Raw genomic sequence first — 24,471 nt, 5'->3', positions numbered from 1 at the left:
ACCAAAATCCAGCAACCTGGGTCTTGGGTCAGTTTATTTGTCCAATACCGTCCTTAAAAACAAATCAATATACACTATGGTGGGCTGAAACCAAGGGTGATACAAACAAAATGAATGTGGCGCATCCCTAAATTCATGAACCTCTGAATATATCCTGTTCTTATCGAGAACAGCAATATAATCGTCCCTACCAGCATGCATCCGCTCAATTGAACTATTGATAAATAAAGTAGGTGGTGTTTTGTGACCCACATAGCTTAAAGGCGATGCCGTTTCCCATAGAACTGGATTGTCATTCTTAGGGAACCCAAACCAATACGTAGCCGCTGAAATACCATTCGTATCATTACCTTCCCCACTATCAGGATGTACAAAAGACAATATACCATCAATATCAATTACTGCATTGACCGTGGAGGGTTGTTCATTACCCATACAATTCCCTTCAAAAAGGGGCATATTGGCAGTAACCCCCAAAAAGGAAGCCAATTCGCCCCCTGCCGAAAAGCCTAAAACTGCGATTTTATCAGGGTCAATATGATATTCAACAGCATTTGCGCGCACATATCGAACAGCTGCCTTTAAATCAAATACAGCAGCTGGGAACAGTGCTTCCGTTGATAATCTGTACTCTGGGGTAAAGCAGACATAACCCAGATCGGCAAGCTTCTGGGCCATAGGATAGTGTTGTGTTCTATCGCCTGTGCGCCAGCCGCCGCCATGGATAATGACTATGGCGGTTCTTGGAACCTGACTTTTTGTTGTATTTTGAAAAACATCCAAAAGTAACTTCCTATTACCCAATATGGAATAGACTATGTTCCTACTTTCTTTAACGTCATTGAACCTGAACTCCGTAACCACTTTGATTCCTGGATGTTTTTTCACATCCTTGGTATACGCAGCTAAAGTGGTATATGAACTATCTCTGACCCCCGTAATCCCATCTAGATTTTGTGCAAGGCTATAATGGGCAACAAGAAGCACCAGTACAAATAACCAATTTTGAGAAGGTCGTGTTTTTATCATCCCTGATTTTGTTTATGCTATCGAACTGGGCGTCTTAACGTTCTCCCATGTGCCATTTCTCCTATTCGGATTATGCTACTCCCCTCCAGTAAAACAACCCAAAGCCTTATGAGCCGACTTCAAGGTTTTATCATATCCACCAATGGAAGTTCTAAGGATATTAGCTCATCTATGACCAATCCTGAAACCAACAACGCCCCTTTTTTGGACAAATGTGTATTATCCTCTTTTCCGTTTGGATAGTACGGATGCTCCCCAGGTTTAAAGTGAAGGTGTAGTTTTTTGGACCCTTCGGGGCCATAGGAAATTTCCAACTCCTCGGTTAAGTATTGAAGGTCAACAAATGGAACCTTCAATTCCTGGGCCACCAATCGCACTTCCATAGGATATTCGCCGTGTGTATCGACCAAAGTCCCAAATTCATTGAAATTTCTTCTTGCAATGGATGAAAAAAGTATTGGGATTGCCCCCTTTTCCCTTGTTTCCTTGACAAATCGAATCAAATTATAACGATAGGCAGTATGTGGATTGGTATAACGGGTCGAATCCTTTATCTTTTGATCGTTATGTCCAAACTGGATGAACACATAATCATTTGGTTTTAATACTTTGCAAACCGAATCCCATCTTTTCTCATTGATAAAACTTTTTGAACTCCGACCATTAACGGCCCTATTGTCTATCTTCACCTCCTTGGTAAAAAAAAGTGGCAAAACCTGCGCCCAACCGCGCTCTGGATTTTCATTGGGATTATCCTTGTTCGCCATTGTCGAATCCCCAATACAATAAATCGTTGTCTCCTGTGCATTACAGATTGCACCGAGGAACACGAAAACCATCAAAAATACTTTTACCCTCATTTCCTGAAATTCAAATACCATGGTTTCCCCTCCATTTTTTGATTCCCTAGAATATTCCCAACCGTATATTTTTTAGCTTCCACTTTTTTTAACTGATGCGACCACCCCACCCTTTTACCGGGTTGAAATCCTGGTCCGCTGCAATTATATTCCGCGTAGAACGTCCCTCTCAGGGCTTTCTCGTTAGACCAATTATCCCATCCCTCCGGGATGATATGATCTCCCATAACACAATTGATAAAAACGGTTTTTGCATACGTTCGCCATGGTCTGCCTAAGTACACTTTACCCAATCCCGGAGTGCCCGTGAGTTTACAATCCTTGAAAACATAGCCGAATTCCATATGTTTTGGGGTAGAGGCAGCTGTGATATAGGAATCTGATTTACTGTGGATTACACTATTCTGAAAAAGTGCTGTCGCCTGTCCAAAAATAAAGTCGGTCGTTCCTTCGATATAGCAATCCTTATAGTATTGCCTAAAACCTTCCCCTGTGGTATATAAGGTATCTTGATTTCCTTTGATTTTACAATTCTCAATTAAAACGCGGTCCGCATTTACCGCTAAGGCCACGGCTTGTCCTTTTTGTCCGGCAGTATTTTGAATGGTAAGGTTTTCGGCATAAAAGTCATTGCCCTGCACCAAGAATGTAGGGGTATGGAAGGTACTGTTTCTTCCCAGATTCAATCTGTCAAAATAATCATCATAAGTAATGATGGTCTTATCCTTATCCTCCCCAATGATCGACATATGTGTATTCCATTCATAGACCTCAACTTTCTCCTTATAAATTCCATTTTTTACCTTGATGGTTACACGCTTATCAGGAAATCCCTTGGCACTATTGATGGCTTCTTGAATAGAGGTGAAATCTCCCGTGCCATCCTTGGCCACAATCATATTGTAGATATCGATTTCCCTTTTTATTATGGCCTTTCCCGTAATTTTATCCTTCCACTTCGGGTATTTTACCAATACCTCCAGAGGTTCATCGGTATACCATTTATAACCATTTCTACGCTCTTCCCCTATTTCTTCTATGCTTTCTTTTTTAATGCCATCACGATCACAGAAAAAAGGTCTGTTATCCTCTAATTCCATAAACCTGGCCCAAAGGGGTTTGGCCCCAGCGTCAGGCACCATTATTTTTTTTATCAATTTACCGTTGTCATTGTAGACACGCTCTTCCCGTAACCCTTCAATTTTTGTTTCCTTAAACCATTTCACGGCGGATTCAATCGCTGCTACAACCCCGTCTGAAGGGTTTTCAACACTTAAAAGAAGTAAAACGATCTTTGCGGATTCACTCCCACTTAATGAAGGCAACTCATATGATCTTGCTTTAGCAGGAAGTAAGGTGTTTTCATCATGTTGGGCACACCACACGGTCAACTTTCCGCTTTGAACATATTGTGTTTTCAAAATACAATCAATACCCTTCTCAAAAGCCAGTCTAACCTTCTCTACTTTTTCGACGGGTATATCGAGATGTACGAATCGCTTTGAACCGGCAATATCCTTTAGGATGCGAAGCACATTTACCATGGCGTCATCATTATAGGTTATGTGCGTATAATAGCCCTTGCGCAAAGGGTAGAATTGCGGCCACCCCCCATTTTCGTACTGGGCTTCCAAGAGATAATCCAAACCCTTTAAAAAGGCCGTTCGATATTGCCCATTTTTGGTTTGTCGGTACATTTTGGACAGGAATATCATTTCTTGGGTAGTAGCCCCATTGTCTATGGTACATCCCCGAGGTATTGATTTCAGTTCATTCAATTCACGCTTTTTCCCTTCAGAAAGGGGCTTGTGCATTTGAATGTTCTTTGGCCACCCCCCAATATCCCTTTGAAACAACAAAACATTCCCTGCTACCGCCTTAGCCTCATTTGTAGCGAACCAAGAACTGTCTTTCAAGTGGGCAATTTCTTTCCACGAAGCATCCAACACCTGTACTTGTGCATAGGTCAAGTTGGTTATTATAAAAAACAGGCTACATCTTAAAAAATTGGACATAAAGAAAAATTTAGTCAGGGCATAAAACGAATCCAGTCAATATCTAAATACCCCGCATTATTGGTAACCCCTTTCCTTTGGGCAAAATACCCAATCTTGGCTCCGATCCACTTCCCTTCCCGGGCGATGAATCCTTCCCCTACATTTTTAAAAGTCTTCCCATCCTTGCTATAACCAAATTGGCACTTTCCCCCTTTGTCAACGGCTATTCTCAAATACAGTTCGTAAGACTTTACCTTATAGGATTTTCCCACTGTTTCAATACCTTCCAAATCGGCATTATTACAGATTACCTGAGAGACGTACAATTCATCATTCTCCCGTTTAACTTCGAGGTAAGCATAAGATCTTCCCATTATCAAAAAGCCTGCTTTCTCGCCATCTTCATGAGCGCGGAAAGTTACCTTTGTTGTTGCTGTGAATGTTTTCGAAGGCCATTTTTGCAACAACAAATTCGGAACACCCCATAAATTAGTTACCCCTTCAGGAATTGCTTGGCAAAACAGTCTAAAATATCCGTTGGAGGTAGGAAGTCCCCAATACAACTTCGGGTTTGCATGCCATTGCCATTGCAATCCGAGTGAAGTTGCATTAAACCCATCTGAATCCGGAGGGGTTACTTTAGGATACGTTTTACCCACATTGGATTTTTTATACTCCAATACAGGCACACCAACACCATTGCCCTGATCCTTACCGATAATGGGCCAATCGTTTTCCCATTTCATTGGCTGTAAATGCACAACACGGCCATAAGCCCCTTTATCCTGAAAATGGATAAACCAATCCTCACCCGTAATAGTATCGACCCAAGCACCTTGATGTGGCCCATTTATAGGTGTTGCTCCTTGCTCCATCACAATTTTTTCCTCATAGGGCCCAAAGACATTTTTTGAACGCAATACCAATTGCCAACCTGTAGAAACACCTCCTGCTGGTGCAAAAAGATAGTAGTATCCATTTCTTTTATAAAATTTAGGTCCTTCGATGGTGGGTTGTTTTTCATGACCATCAAACACCAAAACATCATTTTCCACAGTTCTGGTAGCATCAGGTGACATGGAACAAACCAAGAGCATGCTCTTTATTCCCGCCCTGCTTCCGGCAAAGGCATAAGCTAAATATGCCTGTCCGTCATCATCCCATAAGGGAGCTGGGTCAATCAACCCTTTACCACTTTTTATCAATTGGGGTTCTGACCAATTGGTATTGGGATCATCTGTCTTGATCATGTAAATACCAAAATCCGGATCTGGATAAAAAATATAATACATGCCTTCATGAAATCGAATACAAGGAGCCCATACCCCATTACCATGCTGCGGCACATCAAAAACATCCAAAGGCACTTGTTTTGGCAAGGCATGGTTTACCAACTGCCAGTTGACAAGATCTTTCGAATGTAGAATAGGTAATCCCGGGATACAATTGAAGGAAGAAGCTGTCATATAGTAATCCTCCCCTACCCGAACTACATCGGGGTCCGAATAATCAGCATGCAAGATTGGATTGGCATACGTACCATCACCTTGATCGGATTGCCATACTTCCGATATGGTCTGTTGGGTTTGTCCTAAAAGCCATAAAGGGGCTAGAAGGAATAAAAAACAATTCTTTTTAACAAAAACCCCGTTTAGTACCAGAGCACTTTTCTTTCTACGTACCATAATTAATCGGTCTCCGTAATCCTTAGGGCTATATAGGGTTTTAAGGGCAACCGTACTTCTTTCATATCCTTATCAAAAACACGATACCCGTCTACTGTCCTGGTCTCAAAAACCTGTGGATAGGCTGTAATCGTCATATCCCAAGCATCTATAATGTCGACTTTGAATTTAGTCCCGGGTTGTAATCGTTTTTTATCCCCATTTTTAACAGGAAGACTGAATATCCAGGACTCGTTCATTTCTTCCCCGAAGTAGACCAAATAGTATCCCTTACCTGCTGATGCCGTTTTTAGGTCCCGACTGATATCGGACATGATCAAGGGGCCTGGAGCATCTTCCAAAATATTTCGTAAAAACGAAATCCGTTTCCAGCTACTTCCTTTTAAAGTACCTCCATCTGCCCAAAAGATAGTATCCTTTTCGCCACCATACATGTAGGTCTCCCCATGGGTTACATACCCCCCGGAGATAATACCGTTCCAAACCATATTTGTCATTTTTTCCGGACTCAACCTACCCCACCGTTGCGTTAAATTACCTTCATAACCCACTTCATCCAATACAATAGGTTTCTTATAGATATTCCTTAAAGTTGCCGTGGAATAGGAGTTGAGGACCGGAGCCTCATCCTGAATACTGACATGGGTCAACCCTGGTTTTGTATAATCATAATATACAGACGTAGGACCATGAATAGAACACAAGTGGCCGTATGGGTCGTTTTTAGCCACCGTTTCTATTAGGGCGTCCCAATCGGCAACAGACTTTGATTTTAGGAACTTCCATTCATTGGCAATCGACCACCATACATTTTTAAAGGAAGCCAAACGGGCCGTAATATATTCTAGATATCGAACATCCATTTTTACAGACATTGAATCAAAACCCCAACGTCCTTTGTCATAGGGATGGAATAGGATCAGATCGGCCTGTATACCCCGTGCGGCCAATTCGTCGATTCTTTTTTCCAAATGCTGGAAGAACTCTGGGTTAAAACGTTCAAAATCCCATAAAAAAACTTTATTACCCTCTTCGTCCTGTGTCATTTCCTTTATCTTAAATGGATAACGAAGTGGTTCTTCATGCACCAGTTTGTAGCTCTTTGGAAATACACACATCCTTACTTTATTAAAGCCTGATTTTTTTAGGGTCTCAAGGGTTACTTCTTGAAGCTCCTCACCCATGTGGATCCAAGCATAGGCCGTGGTGCCGAAAGGATAATACTGCTTACCATCGGCATACTTGAAATGATACGTATCAGCAACCCTTACTATACCGTGGTTTTCACCTGTGGCCCTTACACATTCAATATAGCCTTTCTTATTGTTGAATTCCTTGATATTACTTGTAATCGTATAGTTCCACCTACCTATTTCCTGAGGCATAAAACGAATCTTGAACGTATTATCCCCATCGTAAAAACCATTCACTAAAAAGGTGGTGTCCGTATTATAGAACTTGGCCTTAAGTTCTACATCAGTAAACCCATTACCTTGTATACGATGGTTTAAACTAATCTCAAAACGGTTCCATTGTTCAACTTTTTCCTGTGAAAAAACAGCTGCTTGACTTAGGACAAACAGCAGACCGGCAATCAGTATATTGGAAATTTTCATAAATCAATTGTTTTCTTTTCTATATTGCTTTTCTGGGCAGCCTCAATTACCTTAATTACTTGCATAGCCTCTGTTGCTGTGACGTTTAACGGTTTATTATTTCGAATAGCCTCGTATATTCCTTCGTAATATTCCATATAATCACCGCGCAGTGTCGGGATCCTTTCCTTAACAATCGTCCCGTCAATTTCAGTGTGCAATAATCCTTCCCCGCTCTTAGGTTCAAGACCCCAATCCTTTGTACCCGGTGTTTTACCGGCTTGTAGTTCTTCTTCTTGAATGTCGCCCTTTGGTTTTATAAATGACCCCTTAGTACCGTGAAAGACAATTCCCGGTAATGCCTCTCGCACATAATAACTCGATTTTAAGGAGACCCTATGCGAAGCGTAAAACAGTTTTACATCAAAATAATCAACCACCCTTGAATTGGGGCGTAACGAATCCAAATCAGCAAATACTGCCTTTGGCATCCCAAACAGATGAATGGCTTGATCAATTAAATGGGAACCCAAGTCGTATAAGCTTCCTACCCCCTCGGTAGGTATTTCTTTGTGTTTTTTATAGCTCAGTTCAGGGTTAAAGCGGTCATAACGGATTTCCGCTTCCACAACTTTTCCCAGCAAACCATCCTTTAGTACCTTTTCGACCGTTTTACAATCGCTATCATATCTTCTATTGTGATAAACGGAAAGTTTAACACCCTCCTTTTTGGCCAATTCGATCAATTCCTTCGCTTGGGATGATGTGGCCGTAAAAGGTTTTTCCACGATGAGATGCTTCCCTGATGTTATCACCTTTTTGGCATAATCGAAATGGGTAACACTCGGGGTATTCACAACAACCAATTCTATATTGTCATCCGCCAATAATTCTTCCAAACTTCTAAAAGTCTTAATGTCGGGGTATCTTTTCCGTGCATTGTTTTTGGTCCGCTCCCAAACCCCATACAACTCAAAATTTGGATTTACAGAAATAAATGGCGCATGAAAAACCGAGCCACTAATACCATAGGAGCATATTGCTGTCTTAACAGGTTTCATAAAAATGGTTTTATTTAAAGCTAAACGCGATTCATATTATTTGGTGCTTTTAATTCTCTTAGCCTGAGGGACCAAATCGGTTAAGTCCGCTATTTTGATCGGATTCCCCGTCTCAATACTATTTCGTGCACCAATTCCGATAAGTATGGACATGATACCATCCCTGATCCCTGCGGATCTAGCATAAGGATCTTCTATTTCCGGTGTTTTGAATATTTTATCATGCAAACGTTTATCACCACCTCCATGGCCACCTTTCTCTGTAGGAACCGTCACGGTGTCAAAATCACTCCAAAGCTTATGTACGATTATGTTTTCTGTCATCGCCTCTTCCACCGCATTTTGCTCCATCTCCTTGGCATGCATTTCTGCTTGGTCAACGTTGGTGTTTATGTTATAGGGTATATCCAAGGATGCTTCAATCCTACCTTTTGTTCCGTTAAAGGCTATCCTCCAACCTTCAAAAGGCGAATAGGTGGTCAATGAATAGTTTACGGTAACATCATTGGCGTATTTGATCTGTGCCGACATTTTATCATAAATATCTATTTCATCCCTGAACAAACAATTATCCCTGATATAACCATCGTGGTTTTCGTTGGCCACATATAGATCCATCAATCTTTGATTCTTGGTGATATCAAAATAATACTCACAATTTCCCTTATGTTCACAGGTCCTACAATTCGCACCCTTAAATGGTCCATTTGAACCATAATGTTCCAAATTGCCATATGCAAATACCTCACTGGGGTCGGAATCCAACCACCAGTTCAGAAGATCAAAGTGGTGTGTGGCCTTATGTACCCATAGGGAACCTCCTTTATCCTTTAGACCATGCCATCTCCGAAAATAAGAAGCCCCATGATAGGTGTTCAAGTACCAATGAAAATCAACCGACGTAATATCGCCGATCGTTTTGTCCATTAATAGCTCCTTGATCTTGGTATTATAGGGACTCCATCGGTAATTGAAACCTACGATCAGGTTTTTTCCCGATTTTCTTTCGGCATCCAGGATTCTTTGGGCCTTGTCCCCATCGGTTGTAAGTGGTTTTTCCGTTAGCACATCACAACCGAATTCCAATCCCTTGATAATGAACTCATGGTGGGTGGCATCAACCGTGGTCACGATAACCAAATCCGGTTTGGTCTTCTTTAGCATTTTATCAAAGTTGGTGAACAAGGGGCATGTAACACCAATATATTCCTTGGCATAGTCCAATCTACCCGAATTCACGTCACTTAAACCTACGAACTCCAAAATATCGGAATATTCATCCACCAATCTTTTGCCCCAAAAACTCGTACCACGGATACCTGTCCCAACAAGTACGACCTTAAGTTTCCTTGATTTGCCAAAACCAAAAGATTGAACCGGAAAAGCACTGGCGGCTGCCAACATGCTTATGGATGTTAAAAATTTTCTTCTTGAATTCTTCATGCGCTTATATTTTATTTATCAAGTTCCAATGCTGCGAAAATAAATGGTCCGGTACCCTTGGGGTCGTTCGACCGAATGATCTCATTAATATAGTAGTCAAAGCTACCGTCCCTATACGGGTCACCTCCCAAGCCGGCCACACCACAACATTTATTCAGGTTAATGACCCCATTGTCCTCAATGGTCACAAACTGCTCTATAATACCCTCAAAACCCTTCTTGGCATAATCGAGATATTCTTTGGGAATATACCCATTATTGACCCCTTTTGCTAAGGTATAAGTAAACATTGATGTACCCGTTGCCTCTAGATAATTTCCTTCTTTTTCCGGCAGATTAAGTACTTGATACCAAGCACCTGTCTTATCCTGATACTTTACAATGGCCTCAACATACCCATTTAAATACCCAATAATACGGTCCCGGCCCGAATGGTTCTTAGGAAGATAATCCAAGACATCCACCAGTGCCATACCGTACCAACCCATACCCCGTGACCAAAAATTTTCTGAAAGTCCGGTTTCCTTATCTGCCCATCTCTGCGCTTTACTTTCATCCCATCCGTGGTAATATAGTCCCGTTTTGGGATCTTTATTGTGTTTCTCAATAAGATCGAACTGCAATACTATTTTATCCAAAACTTTTTCGGCTTCCACGCCATCCATAAACTCCATCGCATATTTCGCATGAAACGGTTCTGCCATAAAAACACCATCCAGCCACATTTGATAAGGATAGCGTTTTTTATGCCAATAACCACCCTCCGAAGTCGTTGGCTGACCCTCTAACTGACGATGTAGGGTATCCATAGCCGCTTTAAATCTCGGTTCCTTGGTTTTTTGATACAAGTAGAAAGTGACATCCCCGGACTTGATCATATCCAAATTATAATTACTTGATTTATAAGTTTTTATACTACCATCGCTATTGATCATACGATTCCCGTAATCATAAATGTAGTCATATAATTTCTCGTTCTTTGTCTGTGTATATACCCTTGACATGGCCTGTAGGACCAAACCGTTGGTATAACTCCATCTTGACTTCTCTTGGAAATCGAGCAGGGTTGGATCTGGGAAACGATGGATTTCGGAAAGAGCCATACGTTCTGACCATTTTAGATTGGTCGGGACCGACATTTCCACGGATGTGTTTGCTGCATTCTTTCCTTTTGAAGCTTCCTTGCAGTTGCAAAAGAAGAAGAGAAGGATAACGATTGGAAGATAAATTTTGTTCATTTAGTCTTGTTTTTTTATTATCAAAAATGTTATTGATCCAGTGAGAGTGCCGCTAAAATAAAAGGACCGGTACCATGTAGATTATCGGTCTTTATCTTCTCACCGACGTAATATTCAAAAGAGCCATCACGATATGGAATTCCTCCCAAGCCGGCACTACCGCATATTTGGGTTATATGTATTTCACCATCTTCGTCTATTTTTATCAATGCATTAACAATACCATTAAATGCTTTCTGGGCCAATGAATAATATTTTTCAGGGAGATATCCCTTTGTATGCCCTTTGGCAAATGCATAGACGAACATACATGAGGCCGAAGCCTCCAAATAATTACCTTCCTTATTTGGCAGGTCGGTAACTTGATACCAAAGACCCGTTTCATGCTGATGCTTGGCCAAGGCCTCCGATAACTTATTGAGATAGCCTATAATCTCATCACGTCCTGGATGTCCATCAGGAATATAATCAAGCACATCTACCATGGCCATCATATACCATCCCATTGATCTTGACCAAAATCCAGGGGATTTACCGGTCAGTTTATCCGCCCATTCCATTTGTTTACTTTCGTCCCACGCGTGGTAAAGCAAACCGGTTTCTTCGTCAAAGGTATTTTGGTACACCAACCTGAATTGTTTGATGATGTCATCGATTTTATCGGCTTTCTCAAAACGCACGTTATAAGCTGCGTAAAATGGGGCACCCATATACAGGCCATCCAACCACATTTGATTGGGATATATCTTTTTGTGCCAAAATCCACCAGATTTTGTCCGAGGATGTCCCTTTAATTGTAATCGAAGGGTTCTTAAAGCATTTAAGTAACGCTTGTCATTGGTTTTATCATAAAGGAAAAAAAGTATTTTACCCGAATTGATCATATCAATATTATAAGCGTCCATCCGGTAATTCAGGATTTGACCAGAACTATCTATGACTTTTTTAGAATACGCCTCCACATAATCACTGTATTTTATATTTCTGGTTTTCTTGAAGAGCTCCTCGAATGAGGTACACAGTAATCCTATCTTATAATTCCATTTTACGACCGAATCATTTTCTGTCTGCCATGCCTCTGGATGACGTTTTATTACCGAAAGTGCCATTCGTTCTGACCACGGCAAACTATCCGAAATGACCATGGGATTCAATGGTTCCTGCGCATTGGGCGTCTTAACTGATTGCTTGCAACCAAAAGACAGCAGTAAGAACACAACAAATCCGACGATTTCAAATCCAACCTTCATAAACTTATGGCTAAAAGCATTCATCTTAATTGCTAGGATATTTTTTAATGACCAAATACTTTAATTGCGTATCACCAACATTACGTATCCCATGCATTATATTCGAAGGACAGTATAGGCTCGTATACGGTGGAACGGTAACTGTTTTTCCATCTAGATAAAACTCCGCAGATCCTTCCAGAATGAAAAAAAACTCATCCTCTACGTGTTTGTGTGGCGCATGTGTTGCCTTATTTGGTTCCACAACACTCATCTTCAGCGTTCTACCATCCAAAAAATCCTTATCGGCAAACCAATATTGGTAACCGACCTCAGTCGTATGTTTTTTGTCCAAATCAAAAGTGTTCACACAATTTTCAATAGTGAACACTTTTTCTTGGGCTACTAAGGTTTGTACCAAAAGGAACACAAAAATGAAGCAAGTAAAAGAATGGTTAATTCTAATAAAAAAGTGTTTAGTACGCATAATAAATATTTTATTGGCTTAGTGAAGTCAACGATTCATCTAGATAAGCAAAGAAATCGGCCTTATTTTTCAAACCTTCCTTTTCCTTTTCCCATGCAGCGGCAAAATAATAGGTAATGGGCTTGGTAGTAGGGTTAAAAACCACCAAATGGTCAAATTCGGAATCGGATATTTTTTCAACATCGTCTACCTTATAAAATAGGGCCATGCCCAAGCGATCGGGAACCAAGGTCTGCTCCCCGTATGTAGCTATATAAGCCCATTCCCCATTTTCACTTTCCTTTTTGACAAGGTCGATACCTTCAAATTTTACGAGACCGGTACTAAGACCGGGGATACTTTTTGAGGGCGTTAAGGTAGCCTTCGTCATACGTGAATCAGGCTCGATGAACAGATCCGCCTGTAGATCCATAGTGTTATCCATAACGGTCCATCCGTAATAATTGACAACAACACCCGACCCTTCTTTCGTATTCATTATCCTAGCTGTCGTGGAATCGACCTTTTTGAAATGGGCAACATTCTTATTCCCATCAAAAAGTCCGTACGACCCTATACCTAAGGATTTACCGGCCTTAAGGATATCTTGACCCCATTCACTATCCTCATGATAAGAGTCATAATTATCCAAACCTACTTTGGAGAGCACCATGGTATCGACTTTCTTTCCAAAAATATCAATGGCATTTCTCCAATCCAAGTACAAACGGTACCCAACTTTGTTACTTTCCCAACCAGGACCTTCATAACGAACATAATACGAATGATCTGTAAGACTGTCCGGAGCTTTCAGGTATTCAACATTTTTAAAAGTAAAAGCTTCACCAACATATTTTTTTCCTTCCCAATGACCTCCCTCTTTAATGGATATCTCCGCATAGGTTTTCGGAGCCTTTTGATCTTGGGTAGTTTCCTCTGTATTTATCTTGTTTGTAGTCCCCTCTTTACAAGCAAAAAATGTCGCTAAACATAAAATTAAAAGAAGTACTGTTTTTTTCATGCTATTGATTTTATTTTTTAAACTCGGTCACATCTGTACCATGAATCCGAAATTGACAAATAGAATAAGCCTTTACGGTGTGGTTCTGTCTAAGGTAAAGAAGGGATTTGATAAAATCACTTTCACCAAATCCCTAAATTAAACTAACTCAAACGATAATTCTATTTGTTATCCTCATTAGAAAGTCAAAACAAACAATTCTAGTTGTAAGCGGGATTTTGAGGATAATCTTTATTTAAATTTAAATCCAATGCCTTTTGTGGAATTGGCCTTAAAATCTTAAGTTCCCCTCCTGCACCAACAAAATTGGCTTCCTGTATCAGATAATGGTGGAGCGAAGCTCTTTCAACCAATTTTCCAGTTCGTTTTAAATCAAACCATCTGTGGTATTCCCCTAAAAGTTCGCGAGCCCTTTCATCCAATATATAATCAATATCCAAATCACCGATTTCTGCCGGAGCTACCCCAGCACGTTCCCTGACAACATTGAGCCTGCTCAACGCGGTCGCTGGATCTGCGGCTTGCAAATAAGCCTCAGCAGCAATTAAATAAGTATCCCCAAGTCTTGAGAGGATAATATCACGAGTACTTGTTTCTTCGCCGAATTGTGCTTCTGGATCATCAAATTTCTTTACGGGGATAGTTTCATAATCCAAACTTACCACTTGTGCGGAATGCGTACCATAGGAGTGGTATTCGAAATCTGCAGTTAAAGCTTGGGTGGTAACGTAAGCCAAGCTGTCTGCTGGTGTAAACCATTGTGGTTCATAAAAATCGCTAATGGGCAAACCGCTGTCTGGTCCTTCATCGTAATAGTCGAAATATCTACCAAACACCTCATTCATGAATGTGGCTTCCCAACGGGTATCATCCTGAGTATACAAACTCAATGCAAAATCAGTTGGACAAAGGTTATACGTTCTATAGGGTGCATCACCAGCCACCTCGGACCCTCCTAAATAAGGTCCAAAATAAGAAGCCTGTCGGTTACCCAATACTGTGGGATCTGTACTAATGGATGATCCATCATACTGTACGGAGAATATCACCTCTTCATTTTTGTCATTCTTTGGTGCCCAAAGTTCCTCGAAGGTCAAGTTCAATGCTTGTCCCCCTATAGCGTCATCCGCATAACCGGCAGCCGTTGTGAAATCCGCATCTGAACCAAAAGACTCATAACCTCTTGTCAAGTATACTTTAGCCAATAAATGCTGAACTGCCCTTTGGTTTACCCTTCCCGTAAAACCTCCCGTGGAAACCGTTCCCAAGGCATCGATCAAATCGGTAATAATCAAATCATAAACTTCTTCTGCCGAATTTCTATCAAATTCCAATACAGGACTATCTATAAAATCCGTGACAATACCCACTCCGCCATAAGTCTGTACCAATAAGAAATACGCATTGGCCCTTAAGTATTTAATTTCACCTATACGGGCCTCCAAATTTGCGGTCTGCTCAGTTTCCCCTGAATAATACAAAGCCGTATTGGCCGTTTGAATGGCCTTATATGCCGTATTGTAAATATGGTCGACACCTTCGGATGAAGGGTTCAATTGGGTATATTGACTTAACCCTGGTGGTTCTTCGGTCCTACCTGGCGCATAGAGATCCGTACCGGAACAAAACATATAAGCTTCCTCCCCATAAATTTCCCTTAATTGGGCATAATTGGCATTGACCAAACTCTCAAAGCCCGATTCTGTCAAATAGAATGACTCCGCAGTTGCATTCGCTAGGTTTTCCTCTTCCAGATAATCGCTACAAGAGGTAAGGATCAATCCTAAAAATCCTAAAATGGTTATTATTTTTTTCATCGTTTTTTTTTTAAAGTTTTACACTTAGCCCTAATTGGTACGTAATGGAACTCACCCTACCTACATCATAACCTGCAGACGCCCATTCTGGATCGTAGCCATCATAATCGGTAAATACAAATGGATTTAGAACATTAGCATAAATCCTGAGCGATTTTAAACCCAATCTATCCAAGGTGTTCTTTTCAAAATTATAGCCTAGTGCAATATTCTTGACCTTAACAAAAGAGGCATCCCTATAGTACCCGACTTGATCATTCCTCCAGTACTGGCCTGCGTTCCTCGCTTGCGGATAACTGTTTGAAAACTGTGCTGGAATATTTGCACCATTTGCAGGAATGTACCAATCAGCTATGTCTAATTTTTGACGCCCCCTGTCGCGGACATCGGTAAAATTTTGGTGGAATTGACTATAGACAAAAACACCTTGGTTGGTTATTGCGGAAGCCGAAATATCAAAATTACCTACACGCAATCTAGTAAAGACACTACCTGACCATGTGGGATCAGATGAACCTAAAACCACGCGGTCATTTTCTATGCCTAATTTTCCTTCACCGGGACTAATTACACCGTCCCCATTGAAATCAACGACTTTCGCTTGACCTTCGCCTTGGCCATAAGACTCGGCCTGGGCGACTTCATCGGCCTGCCAAATACCATCGAATTTATAATTATACTGAGCATCCAATGACTCCCCAATGATTCTCCAAACCCTTGATTCGTCCGTTGCGAAAACCAAACCTGATTCATCTTGGCCCTGAAAGGATTCCAATGTATTGGTATTCTTGGTGAACGTAAATGATGTTTCCCAAGAAATTTTCTCAGTATCTATATTGAGTGTCCTAAGGGCGACTTCCACCCCTTTATTACTTACCGACCCTGTATTCGCAGTAATCACAGGATATCCAGATTCCAAAGGCAACGCCAGGTCTTCCAATAAATCTTCAGACAGCCTGTCATAAATATCCACACTACCGGAAATCCTGTTTTTCAAGAAACCAAAATCAACACCAACATTCAATTCCCTTGTTCGCTCCCAACCTAAATAAGGATTGGCTAATGAAGAGGCCAAAAATCCATTTGCAGCAGTCCCTCCAAAATCATAATAAGTGGATTGGTCCAAGATATTCTTTGTTTTGTAGGCATCAATGTTGTTATTACCCGTATAACCAAAACTAGCCCTTAACTTTAAATTGGAAATAGTCCCTTGTTCCTGCATAAATGATTCCTCACTAATCCTCCAGGCTACAGCGGCCGATGGAAAAGAGTCCCATCTCTTACTCTCGGAAAGCAAGGACGATCCATCCCATCTATTGGATAGGGTCACCAAATATCTATTATCAAAGGAATAGTTCAACCTAACAGCATAAGAACTCAACGTTTGTTTCACAAAATTGGAATTGAGGTTGAACGTGCCCTGTTCACCCGAACCAAGATTATAAAAACCGGTTTCAAAGGGTTGGTTTCTAGAACTTGAAAATGAGCTTTCGTAGCGATCGGAATATAAACTCTGAAGTCCCAAAAGCTTAACATTGTGTTTTTCATTGAATGTATAATCAATATTGAATTGATTATCCCAGCTATAATTGAAACTCTCTTCTTTTGTCAATTCGGAAGATGGCAAATTATCATTGCCTATACCTGTATTGGTCATGGCACCCCATGCCCTACCCCTACGTTCTGTATTCAATCCTGCTGAATACGTAGTTTTAAAGCTCAACCATTCCAAAGGACTGTATTGGAAAAACACGTTACCGATACCGTTCCACCTTCTATATTCATCAGTTGAGTTCTTAATTTCCAATAAGGGGTTATAGGTACTTGTTTTATTGACTGCATAATCCCCACTGGTAGGATACACCAATTTACCGGGTTGTGGGAAAAGTTCATCGGTTTCATTACCATTGTCATCAATGGCATAAGGTGTTAAGAATGGATTTAATCTAAATGCTTCACGCATGGCAACATCACTACCATCATTTTGGATGGTATGCGCCATTGTTAAATTGATTCCAGTGGAAAATTTATCACTGATTCGATGATTTACCCCTATTTTAAAGGTATACTTATCCAACTCCTCATTGTCAACGTTTCCTGTTTCATTTTGAAGTCCAAAACCTATATTATAGGAAAGTCCGTTATCAGCCCGTCCTGAAATATTCAAATAGTTGTTTTGCTGAATCCCTGTTTTCAAAACCGCATCGTACCAGTCAAATACCTCACCATTGTCTGCGCGTTGTTTTAAGACCGAATTGGCAGTGCCAACGACCTTTTCCTGCAATAGTTCCGGTGAAATGGTCATGGGATCGGTTGCTGTTGTGGCCAAATAAGCCGATTGATGGTAATACCACCATTTATCACCACCCATCATTTTTGGTAACCGGGCCGTTTCCTTAACCCCCAAATAGGAATCAAAGGAAATATTAATCCCTCCTTTTGCCGAAGTACCACTTTTTGTCGTTACTATAACGACACCATTTGTTCCCCTTGAACCGTAAATAGCCGTAGAGGATGCATCTTTCAAAATATCGATCTGCGCTATATCCTGGGGATTTAAAAAGTCGATACCGTCCGTTGGTACGCCATCAACGACGTATAAGGGTTCTGAATCGCCCGTTGTCGAATTCTTACCTCTGATCACTATATCAAAACCATCACCGATACGACCCGTAGAGGATGATATTTGAACCCCGGCCACATTACCTTGGATCGCTTCCAAAGGACTTGTCATATTTCGCTCGTTCAGCGCTTCGGTACCTACAGAAGTAATCGCACCCGTAAGGTCTGACTTTTTCTGCGTACCGTAACCTACCACCACTACCTCTTCAAGGGCTTGGGTGTCTTCTTGTAAGGTTGCATTCAATTCGGTTCTTCCACCAACACTGATTTCTTGCGTGGAATACCCGAGATAACTCAATACCAAAACAGCATTATCCGTAGTTAAGGTAATTGCGTAGTTACCATCAAAATCTGTTTGGGTACCATTTGTAGTACCCTTTTCCACGATGTTAACCCCAGGAAGTGGGCCTTGTGTCCCATCTTCGGTGATTAAACCGCTAACCGTTTTTCCCTGTTGTGCCTTTACATTCCCTGCGACCAGCAGAAAAAGGAAAAGGACACTTGTTGAAACCCATGTAAAGGATTTCCCTTTTGGTAAGTTAATTTTCATAATTGTTAATTAGTTAAGTTAATGTTCAAGTGAGTTACTCTTAGTTTGCATTATTTTTCCATTGATTCTTGTATTAATAAAGTTTAAGTTCGTTACGTTTTCAAGGGAATAGGCTGCATCTACCTTTTCGATCAAGACATCCTTTAAAGTAATGTCCGTAATAGGTAATTGCGCATATCCTTTAGCCAGAATGCCATATTTCCCACCATTCTTTACCTGGACATTTTCCAAATGGATATTTCTAACCTCGGGAATAAAATCCCCTTTTTGGATTCCGTAGATACCATAAAAAAGATTGATCTTAAGCACAGCTTCCCTAACCTGCCCTACCTTTAAGTTCCGTACATAGACATTTTCAATGACACCCCCTCTTTTGGAGTTTGTTTTTATACGGATAGCCCGTTCCAGATTGGGACTGTCCATGGTACAATTTTCAACAAACACATTCCGTACCCCAGCAGAAACCTCGCTTCCAATTACGACCCCTCCATGCCCATCGATCATTTTGCAATTCTGCACTACGATGTTTTCACTTTTTATACCTACTCGTCGACCATCTTCATTTCTACCCGATTTTATGGCAATACAATCATCACCCGTATTGAATACGGCATTCTTTATCAAAACATTTTTTGAGTATTCCGGATCACAGCCATCGTTGTTTGGACCATGACTCTCAACAACAACACCGTCAACAGTCACGTTGACTGATTTGATAGGATGGATAACCCAAAAAGGTGCGTTTATGATCTTCACCCCTTGTATAAGTACATTCTCGCAGGAAAATGGTTCAATGAATGTTGGTCTCAAAAATTCCCCTTTTCCAAATATCCTCTGATTTACAGGAACGTCAACCTCAGACATTTCCTCCTTAAGTTTTTTAAGGGAAGAATGTTGTTTTGGGGCTCCTTCTTGCCAACCATAACTATCCTTTCCGCACCAAGGCCACCAAAAATCATTACCCGCCCGGCCATTCAACACCCCTTTTCCGGTAACAGCAATATTTTTCTTTTTGTAAGCGTAGATCAAGGGTGAGAAATTCATTAATTCAGTACCTTCATAGGACGTGTGCACAAGTGGGTAATAATCATCCAGATTTTTACTGAACATTATTTCCGACCCTTCTTCCAAGTGGAGATTGACATTATTCTCTAAATGTATGGGTCCGGTCAAAAACCTTCCTTTTGGGACCAATACCGTACCACCACCAGCTTTCGAACAAGTATCCATGACCTTCCTGAAAACATCGGTATTATCAAATACCCCATCCGCAACAGCACCAAAATCAAGAATATTGAGGGTATCCGCCCTAAAAGTCGGTAGTGTTATGGAATCGACTATCTGGGTCATTTGCTTCCATGGGTCAAATGCTTGACTTTCTTTTTGTTTACATGAGGCAAATAACAAAATAGCCCCTAACAAGGCCAAACCCTTAATCCTATGCATCTTATAAAACGTATTAAACAACATACTATTTATGGTCATAATTGCAATACAACGTGCAATCGATTGCACAATACTAAGAAATATTATACCATTTAACAAAATTTTTAGAGAAAAAAATGCGATTTTAATAAAATTGATGCTCTCAAATTCCCTATTTAGCGATTATAAATTGAAAGCAATAAAATACAACCCATTGTTCATTACTATTTATTCCTTAAAAACAGTACTTTTATCTCTCAAATACTTATATTGTAATCGATAACACACTGATGTTATATTTTAACAGGATCATGTCTTTCTTTGACAAAAAATCAAATGAGTAAAAAAACGACGATATATGATATCGCAAAAGCACTGAACATCACTGCTGCAACGGTGTCGAGAGCCCTAAACAACAATCCTAGGATAAGTGCGGACACCAAGAAAATGGTATTGGAGACCGCAGCGGAATTAAACTACAAGCCCAATAGATTGGCTATGGCCTTAAAGAGCGGGAAAAGCAAGAATGTTGGGGTAGTGGTACCCTACATAAATAGGTCTTTTTTCTCCAATGTCATCCACGGTATAGAGGAAGAGCTGAACCCTATGGGGTATAATGTTATAATCTGTCAAACCCATGAGGATGCAAAAAAGGAAGCTGATGTTTTGCAAAACCTGCTGAACGCCCAAGTTGATGGTATCCTTATTTCCGCTTCAAGGCAAACCAAGGGTACGGAACATTACAATCAGATTTTGAGAAAAAACGTACCTCTTATATTCTTTGACCGTAAATTAAATGTAAGGGGGGCTAATTCGGTTACTCTCGATGATTATGAAGGTGCTTATCAGGCCACCCAACATCTTATCGATCAAGGTTGTACAAAAATTGCCCATTTTACCGTTGATCGCTACCTCGAAATATATGAAAATAGATTTCATGGGTATAAACAAGCCTTGAAGGATAATAATATTGCCTTTGATGAAAACTATATAGTTACCCTAGAAAGTGATATCGAGGCAGGAAAGGATGCTGCCAAAAAATTAATGGAACTTCCCACTCCCCCTGATGCCATATTCTCGGCAAGTGATCCCGGGGCTTTGGGAGCCATACAATATCTGAAAGGTATCGGTTTGCAGATTCCAAAAGACTTCTGCGTGGTAGGGTTCAGTAATGAACCATTTACCCAGTTTATGGAGTTAACGATAAGTACGGTAGATCAATCCCCCCTATTAATGGGAAAAACAGCTGCCAAGGTTTTCTTGGAGCAGATGGGTGCCAACAATGTAAAGATCGAAAAACAAATGGTCCTTGCTCCCAGTCTAAAAATACGCAAGTCTTCATCTAGACTCGATCCTAGCTCATAAGGAAACCCCTCGTTTCCAAGGGATAAAATCATCTTGTCCCAATTGGTCGGCTTTGGACATCACCTCTCCACTTGCCACTTTGATGACATACTCCAATATTTCCTCTCCCATTTCGGGAATAGACTTTTCACCACGTATGACTGACCCTGTATCAATATCGATGATATCGGACATTCGTTCTGCCAATACCGTATTGCTTGAAACTTTCAACACTGGGGCTATCGGATTACCGGTAGGCGTGCCCAAACCTGTTGTAAATAGGACAATATTCGCCCCCGAGCCCACTAAACCCGTGGTGCTTTCCACATCATTGCCCGGAGTACACAATAAATTAAGACCGGGTTTGGTAACGTACTCTGCGTAGTCCAATACAGCTTCAATTGGCGAGGTACCCCCTTTTTTGGCTGCCCCTGCAGACTTCATCGCGTCGGTAATGAGACCATCCTTTATATTTCCTGGAGACGGATTCATGTCAAAACCAGAACCTGCTTGCACAACCGATTTTTCATAGTCATGCATCAATTGCATAAATCGAATGCCATCGGCATCATTCACACATCTGTTTACCAATTCCTGTTCAACCCCGCATAATTCCGGAAACTCGGAAAGTATCGGTGAGCCACCCAATGCCGCCAAAATATCGGAGGCATACCCCAAGGCCGGATTGGCGGATATGCCCGAGAAACCATCAGAACCACCACACTCCAATCCCATCTTCAATTTGGAAAGGGGAGCTGGTCTTCGTTTTATTCCATTAGCCTCTTTAATGGCCTCGAAAGACTCCTTGATGATCGTATTCATCATATGGTCCACAGTACCCATTTGTTGCTGTTCATAGATGAGTACGGGTTTCTCCAAATTGGGATCAATATTCGACAATGCTTTTTTGAAGATATCGACCTGCAGGTTTTGACACCCTAAACTCAATACCGTTGCCCCGGCAACATTCGGGTTTTTTACATAACCTGCCAAAAGTTTGGCCAAAGTCTCCGAATCTTGACGGATTCCCCCACACCCTCCTTGATGGGTAATGAACTTAACCTTGATGTTCTCTAAGCTCAGGGGTTGTTGCACCCCTTCTTCTACATGCACATCAGTGGCATTCCCGCTAATGAGGTTTCGCAACAACTGTTGTTGTTTACTGACCTTACCTATCGAAAGTTCTTTTTCAAAAATATCTTTCAGGACCTCTATGTTCCTGTTTTCACAAAACACCAATGGAAAGAACAACCAAACATTCTCGGTACCCACCTGCCCATCGGGCCGATGATAGCCCATAAAAGTCCTATCCTTCCATTTTTCAATGGATGGTGCCGTCCACGAAACGCTGATAGCCTTTCCTTTTACAGGGTTGGTTTGATGTTTGACATTCCCAACCGTCAACAACCCTCCCTTATCTATATGGGTAACTGCCTTACCTACCAGTACGCCATACATGTAGATGTTATCATTAGGTTGTAGTTCGACCAAGGATATTTTGTGCTTGGCTTTGGTATCTTCCAAAATTTCAAGCTCATCACCCTCAAAATGCAATTTCTCCCCTTGCTTTAAATCAACAAGAGCGACAGCTACATTATCTTCATTCTGAACCTTGATCAACTTTTGCATAAATGATTATTTATATGTTCTTAAATGCAATAAACCCTTCACTTATTCCATCTTCATCTATAAGTTGTAAAGCTTTTGCGATACGCTGCCTCAAATCCTTAATCTTTGTAAGGTCTTCTCCCCAGTATTCCGTTTTAGACAATACTTTTTCCGCTATGGCATCATAATTTCCTGACTGCCATATACCAGCCATTTCAGCAACGATTTCCGAATCATCATTGACAGGTAGTTCCCTGCCCTTAAAATCCCCCTTATAAAAACGGATCAGACAGGCGAAGGCAAAAACCATATGCACGGGCAAGCTGTTCTTTCTTTTCACAAACTCCAAAAGACTAGGCAAAACCCTAACCTTAAATTTTGAAATGGAATTTAAGGCAATACTTGCCAACTGATGCTTAATAAACGGATTTCGAAAACGGTCGAATACCGCTTTTGCAAAAGCTTCCAATTCCGCCTTGTCCATATCCAAGGTGGGTATTATTTCGTCAAATACCACTGATTGGATGAATGGCCCCGTGAATTTTTCATCAACACTTTCCTTTACGGTCTGGTTTCCGTACAAGATTGAAATGGGTACCATTGCCGTATGCGCACCGTTTAATATACGCACCTTACGCGTCCTGAAGGGCTGCATGTCCTTTACGATTTTGACATCGAGGCCGGTTTTATGAAAAGGCAGTTTTTGTTTCAGCCTATCATCCCCTTCTATCACCCACAAAAAGAAGGTTTCAGCACTCACGAGTAGCTTATCCCCATAATCCAATTGTGCATTATAGGCTTCTATTTGATCTCGAGGATAACCTGGTACAATACGATCTACCAAAGTATTGTGGAAGGTACAGGCATTCAAAACCCAGTTTTTAAAACCTTCCTCTAACTTCCATAAACCAATATAATCAAGTATGATTTTTTTTAACGTATCCGAATTATAATTGATCAATTCACAGGGGATAATGGTAAGCCCTTTGTCTTGTGCCCCATCAAAATGCCGGTAACGCTCATGCAGCAATACAGTAAGTTTTGCTGGATATGAACTTGGTGGCCTCATATCCCGGGTATCGGTTGCCGCATATGCAATACCTGCTTCCGTAGTATTCGATATGATAAATTGAAGTTGCTCCTCTTTGGCCAAATCCAAAAAATCATGGAAATCAGCATATGGATCTATCCCTTTTACAATATTGGTAATAAGTTCCTTTTCCTCAACTTCCTGGCCCTCCTTGATTCCTTTTGAAAAAAGGGTATATAGGCCGTCCTGATCATTCAGCATGGAAACCATGCCCCTATCAATAGGTTGTACAACAGCAATCCCTGCATTGAAGCCAGCTTCCTTATTCAACCTTTGAATGGCATAATCCACAAAGGCCCTTAAAAAATTACCTTCACCAAATTGAACCACTTTGATAGGAAGGCTTTCGGTTAAACCGATATTTGCCCTATTTAATTGTTGCATGTTCAAA

The 24,471-nt window shown here is 41.0% G+C and carries 17 protein-coding genes; 1 reads left to right on the top strand and 16 read right to left on the bottom strand.

The features are described 5' to 3' along the window. Positions 1 to 33: 33 nt before the first annotated feature. From LX92_RS04030 to LX92_RS03965, 14 genes are all read right to left on the bottom strand, one after another. Positions 34 to 1,029, bottom strand: coding sequence for an alpha/beta hydrolase (locus LX92_RS04030; RefSeq protein ID WP_109648964.1), 996 nt, complete (start codon positions 1,027 to 1,029; stop codon positions 34 to 36). 119 nt (positions 1,030 to 1,148) lie between these two features. Then, positions 1,149 to 1,889 (bottom strand): rhamnogalacturonan acetylesterase, encoded by a 741-nt coding sequence (locus tag LX92_RS04025; RefSeq protein ID WP_109648963.1) that lies wholly within the window; start codon positions 1,887 to 1,889, stop codon positions 1,149 to 1,151. Continuing rightward, positions 1,886 to 3,904, bottom strand: coding sequence for a pectate lyase (gene pelA / locus LX92_RS04020; protein ID WP_109648962.1), 2,019 nt, complete (start codon positions 3,902 to 3,904; stop codon positions 1,886 to 1,888). The genes LX92_RS04025 and pelA overlap by 4 nt, the downstream gene beginning before the upstream one ends. A gap of 14 nt (positions 3,905 to 3,918) precedes the next feature. Next, complete coding sequence (locus tag LX92_RS04015; RefSeq protein ID WP_109648961.1) at positions 3,919 to 5,571, bottom strand: glycoside hydrolase family 43 protein; 1,653 nt, start codon at positions 5,569 to 5,571, stop codon at positions 3,919 to 3,921. Positions 5,572 to 5,573: 2 nt separating this feature from the next. Beyond that, positions 5,574 to 7,187, bottom strand: coding sequence for a DUF5060 domain-containing protein (locus tag LX92_RS04010; protein WP_109648960.1), 1,614 nt, complete (start codon positions 7,185 to 7,187; stop codon positions 5,574 to 5,576). Continuing rightward, entirely contained in the window at positions 7,184 to 8,227 is a 1,044-nt protein-coding gene (locus LX92_RS04005; protein WP_109648959.1) for a Gfo/Idh/MocA family oxidoreductase, read from the bottom strand. Before LX92_RS04005 ends, LX92_RS04010 begins: the two co-directional genes overlap by 4 nt. Positions 8,228 to 8,263: 36 nt before the next feature. Next, positions 8,264 to 9,670, bottom strand: coding sequence for a Gfo/Idh/MocA family protein (locus LX92_RS04000; protein WP_109648958.1), 1,407 nt, complete (start codon positions 9,668 to 9,670; stop codon positions 8,264 to 8,266). 11 nt (positions 9,671 to 9,681) lie between these two features. Then, a complete protein-coding gene (locus LX92_RS03995; RefSeq protein WP_109648957.1) occupies positions 9,682 to 10,908 on the bottom strand; it encodes a glycoside hydrolase family 88/105 protein in 1,227 nt (408 codons plus the stop codon). A gap of 29 nt (positions 10,909 to 10,937) precedes the next feature. Continuing rightward, positions 10,938 to 12,158, bottom strand: a complete 1,221-nt coding sequence (locus tag LX92_RS03990; protein WP_223308411.1) for a glycoside hydrolase family 88/105 protein — start codon at positions 12,156 to 12,158, stop codon at positions 10,938 to 10,940. A gap of 25 nt (positions 12,159 to 12,183) precedes the next feature. Continuing rightward, positions 12,184 to 12,624 (bottom strand): cupin domain-containing protein, encoded by a 441-nt coding sequence (locus LX92_RS03985; protein ID WP_109648955.1) that lies wholly within the window; start codon positions 12,622 to 12,624, stop codon positions 12,184 to 12,186. Between the two features lie 10 nt (positions 12,625 to 12,634). Continuing rightward, complete coding sequence (locus LX92_RS03980) at positions 12,635 to 13,624, bottom strand: DUF4861 family protein (protein ID WP_109648954.1); 990 nt, start codon at positions 13,622 to 13,624, stop codon at positions 12,635 to 12,637. A 200-nt stretch (positions 13,625 to 13,824) separates the two neighbouring features. Further along, positions 13,825 to 15,441 carry a RagB/SusD family nutrient uptake outer membrane protein gene (locus LX92_RS03975; RefSeq protein WP_109648953.1) on the bottom strand — a complete coding sequence of 539 codons (1,617 nt, stop codon included), beginning with the start codon at positions 15,439 to 15,441 and terminating at the stop codon, positions 13,825 to 13,827. A gap of 10 nt (positions 15,442 to 15,451) precedes the next feature. Next, positions 15,452 to 18,613, bottom strand: a complete 3,162-nt coding sequence (locus LX92_RS03970) for a SusC/RagA family TonB-linked outer membrane protein (protein WP_109648952.1) — start codon at positions 18,611 to 18,613, stop codon at positions 15,452 to 15,454. Positions 18,614 to 18,631: 18 nt separating this feature from the next. Next, positions 18,632 to 20,059 carry a glycoside hydrolase family 28 protein gene (locus tag LX92_RS03965; RefSeq protein WP_223308410.1) on the bottom strand — a complete coding sequence of 476 codons (1,428 nt, stop codon included), beginning with the start codon at positions 20,057 to 20,059 and terminating at the stop codon, positions 18,632 to 18,634. A 315-nt stretch (positions 20,060 to 20,374) separates the two neighbouring features. On the opposite strand from LX92_RS03965, the gene LX92_RS03960 reads away from it, so the two are divergent. Next, complete coding sequence (locus tag LX92_RS03960) at positions 20,375 to 21,403, top strand: LacI family DNA-binding transcriptional regulator (protein ID WP_109648951.1); 1,029 nt, start codon at positions 20,375 to 20,377, stop codon at positions 21,401 to 21,403. On the opposite strand, the gene LX92_RS03955 is transcribed toward LX92_RS03960, so the two are convergent. Both LX92_RS03955 and LX92_RS03950 read right to left on the bottom strand, forming a co-directional pair. Beyond that, on the bottom strand, positions 21,398 to 23,011 hold the full coding sequence (locus tag LX92_RS03955) for a UxaA family hydrolase (RefSeq protein WP_109648950.1): 1,614 nt from the start codon (positions 23,009 to 23,011) through the stop codon (positions 21,398 to 21,400). The two genes, LX92_RS03960 and LX92_RS03955, sit on opposite strands and share 6 nt — an antisense overlap. Positions 23,012 to 23,021: 10 nt before the next feature. Next, positions 23,022 to 24,464 carry a tagaturonate reductase gene (locus LX92_RS03950; RefSeq protein WP_109648949.1) on the bottom strand — a complete coding sequence of 481 codons (1,443 nt, stop codon included), beginning with the start codon at positions 24,462 to 24,464 and terminating at the stop codon, positions 23,022 to 23,024. Positions 24,465 to 24,471 lie beyond the last annotated feature (7 nt).

Origin of the sequence: Maribacter polysiphoniae (genome assembly GCF_003148665.1) — a bacterium.
Classification (GTDB): domain Bacteria; phylum Bacteroidota; class Bacteroidia; order Flavobacteriales; family Flavobacteriaceae; genus Maribacter_A; species Maribacter_A polysiphoniae.
This window is presented reverse-complemented; position numbering and strand designations above follow the sequence as displayed.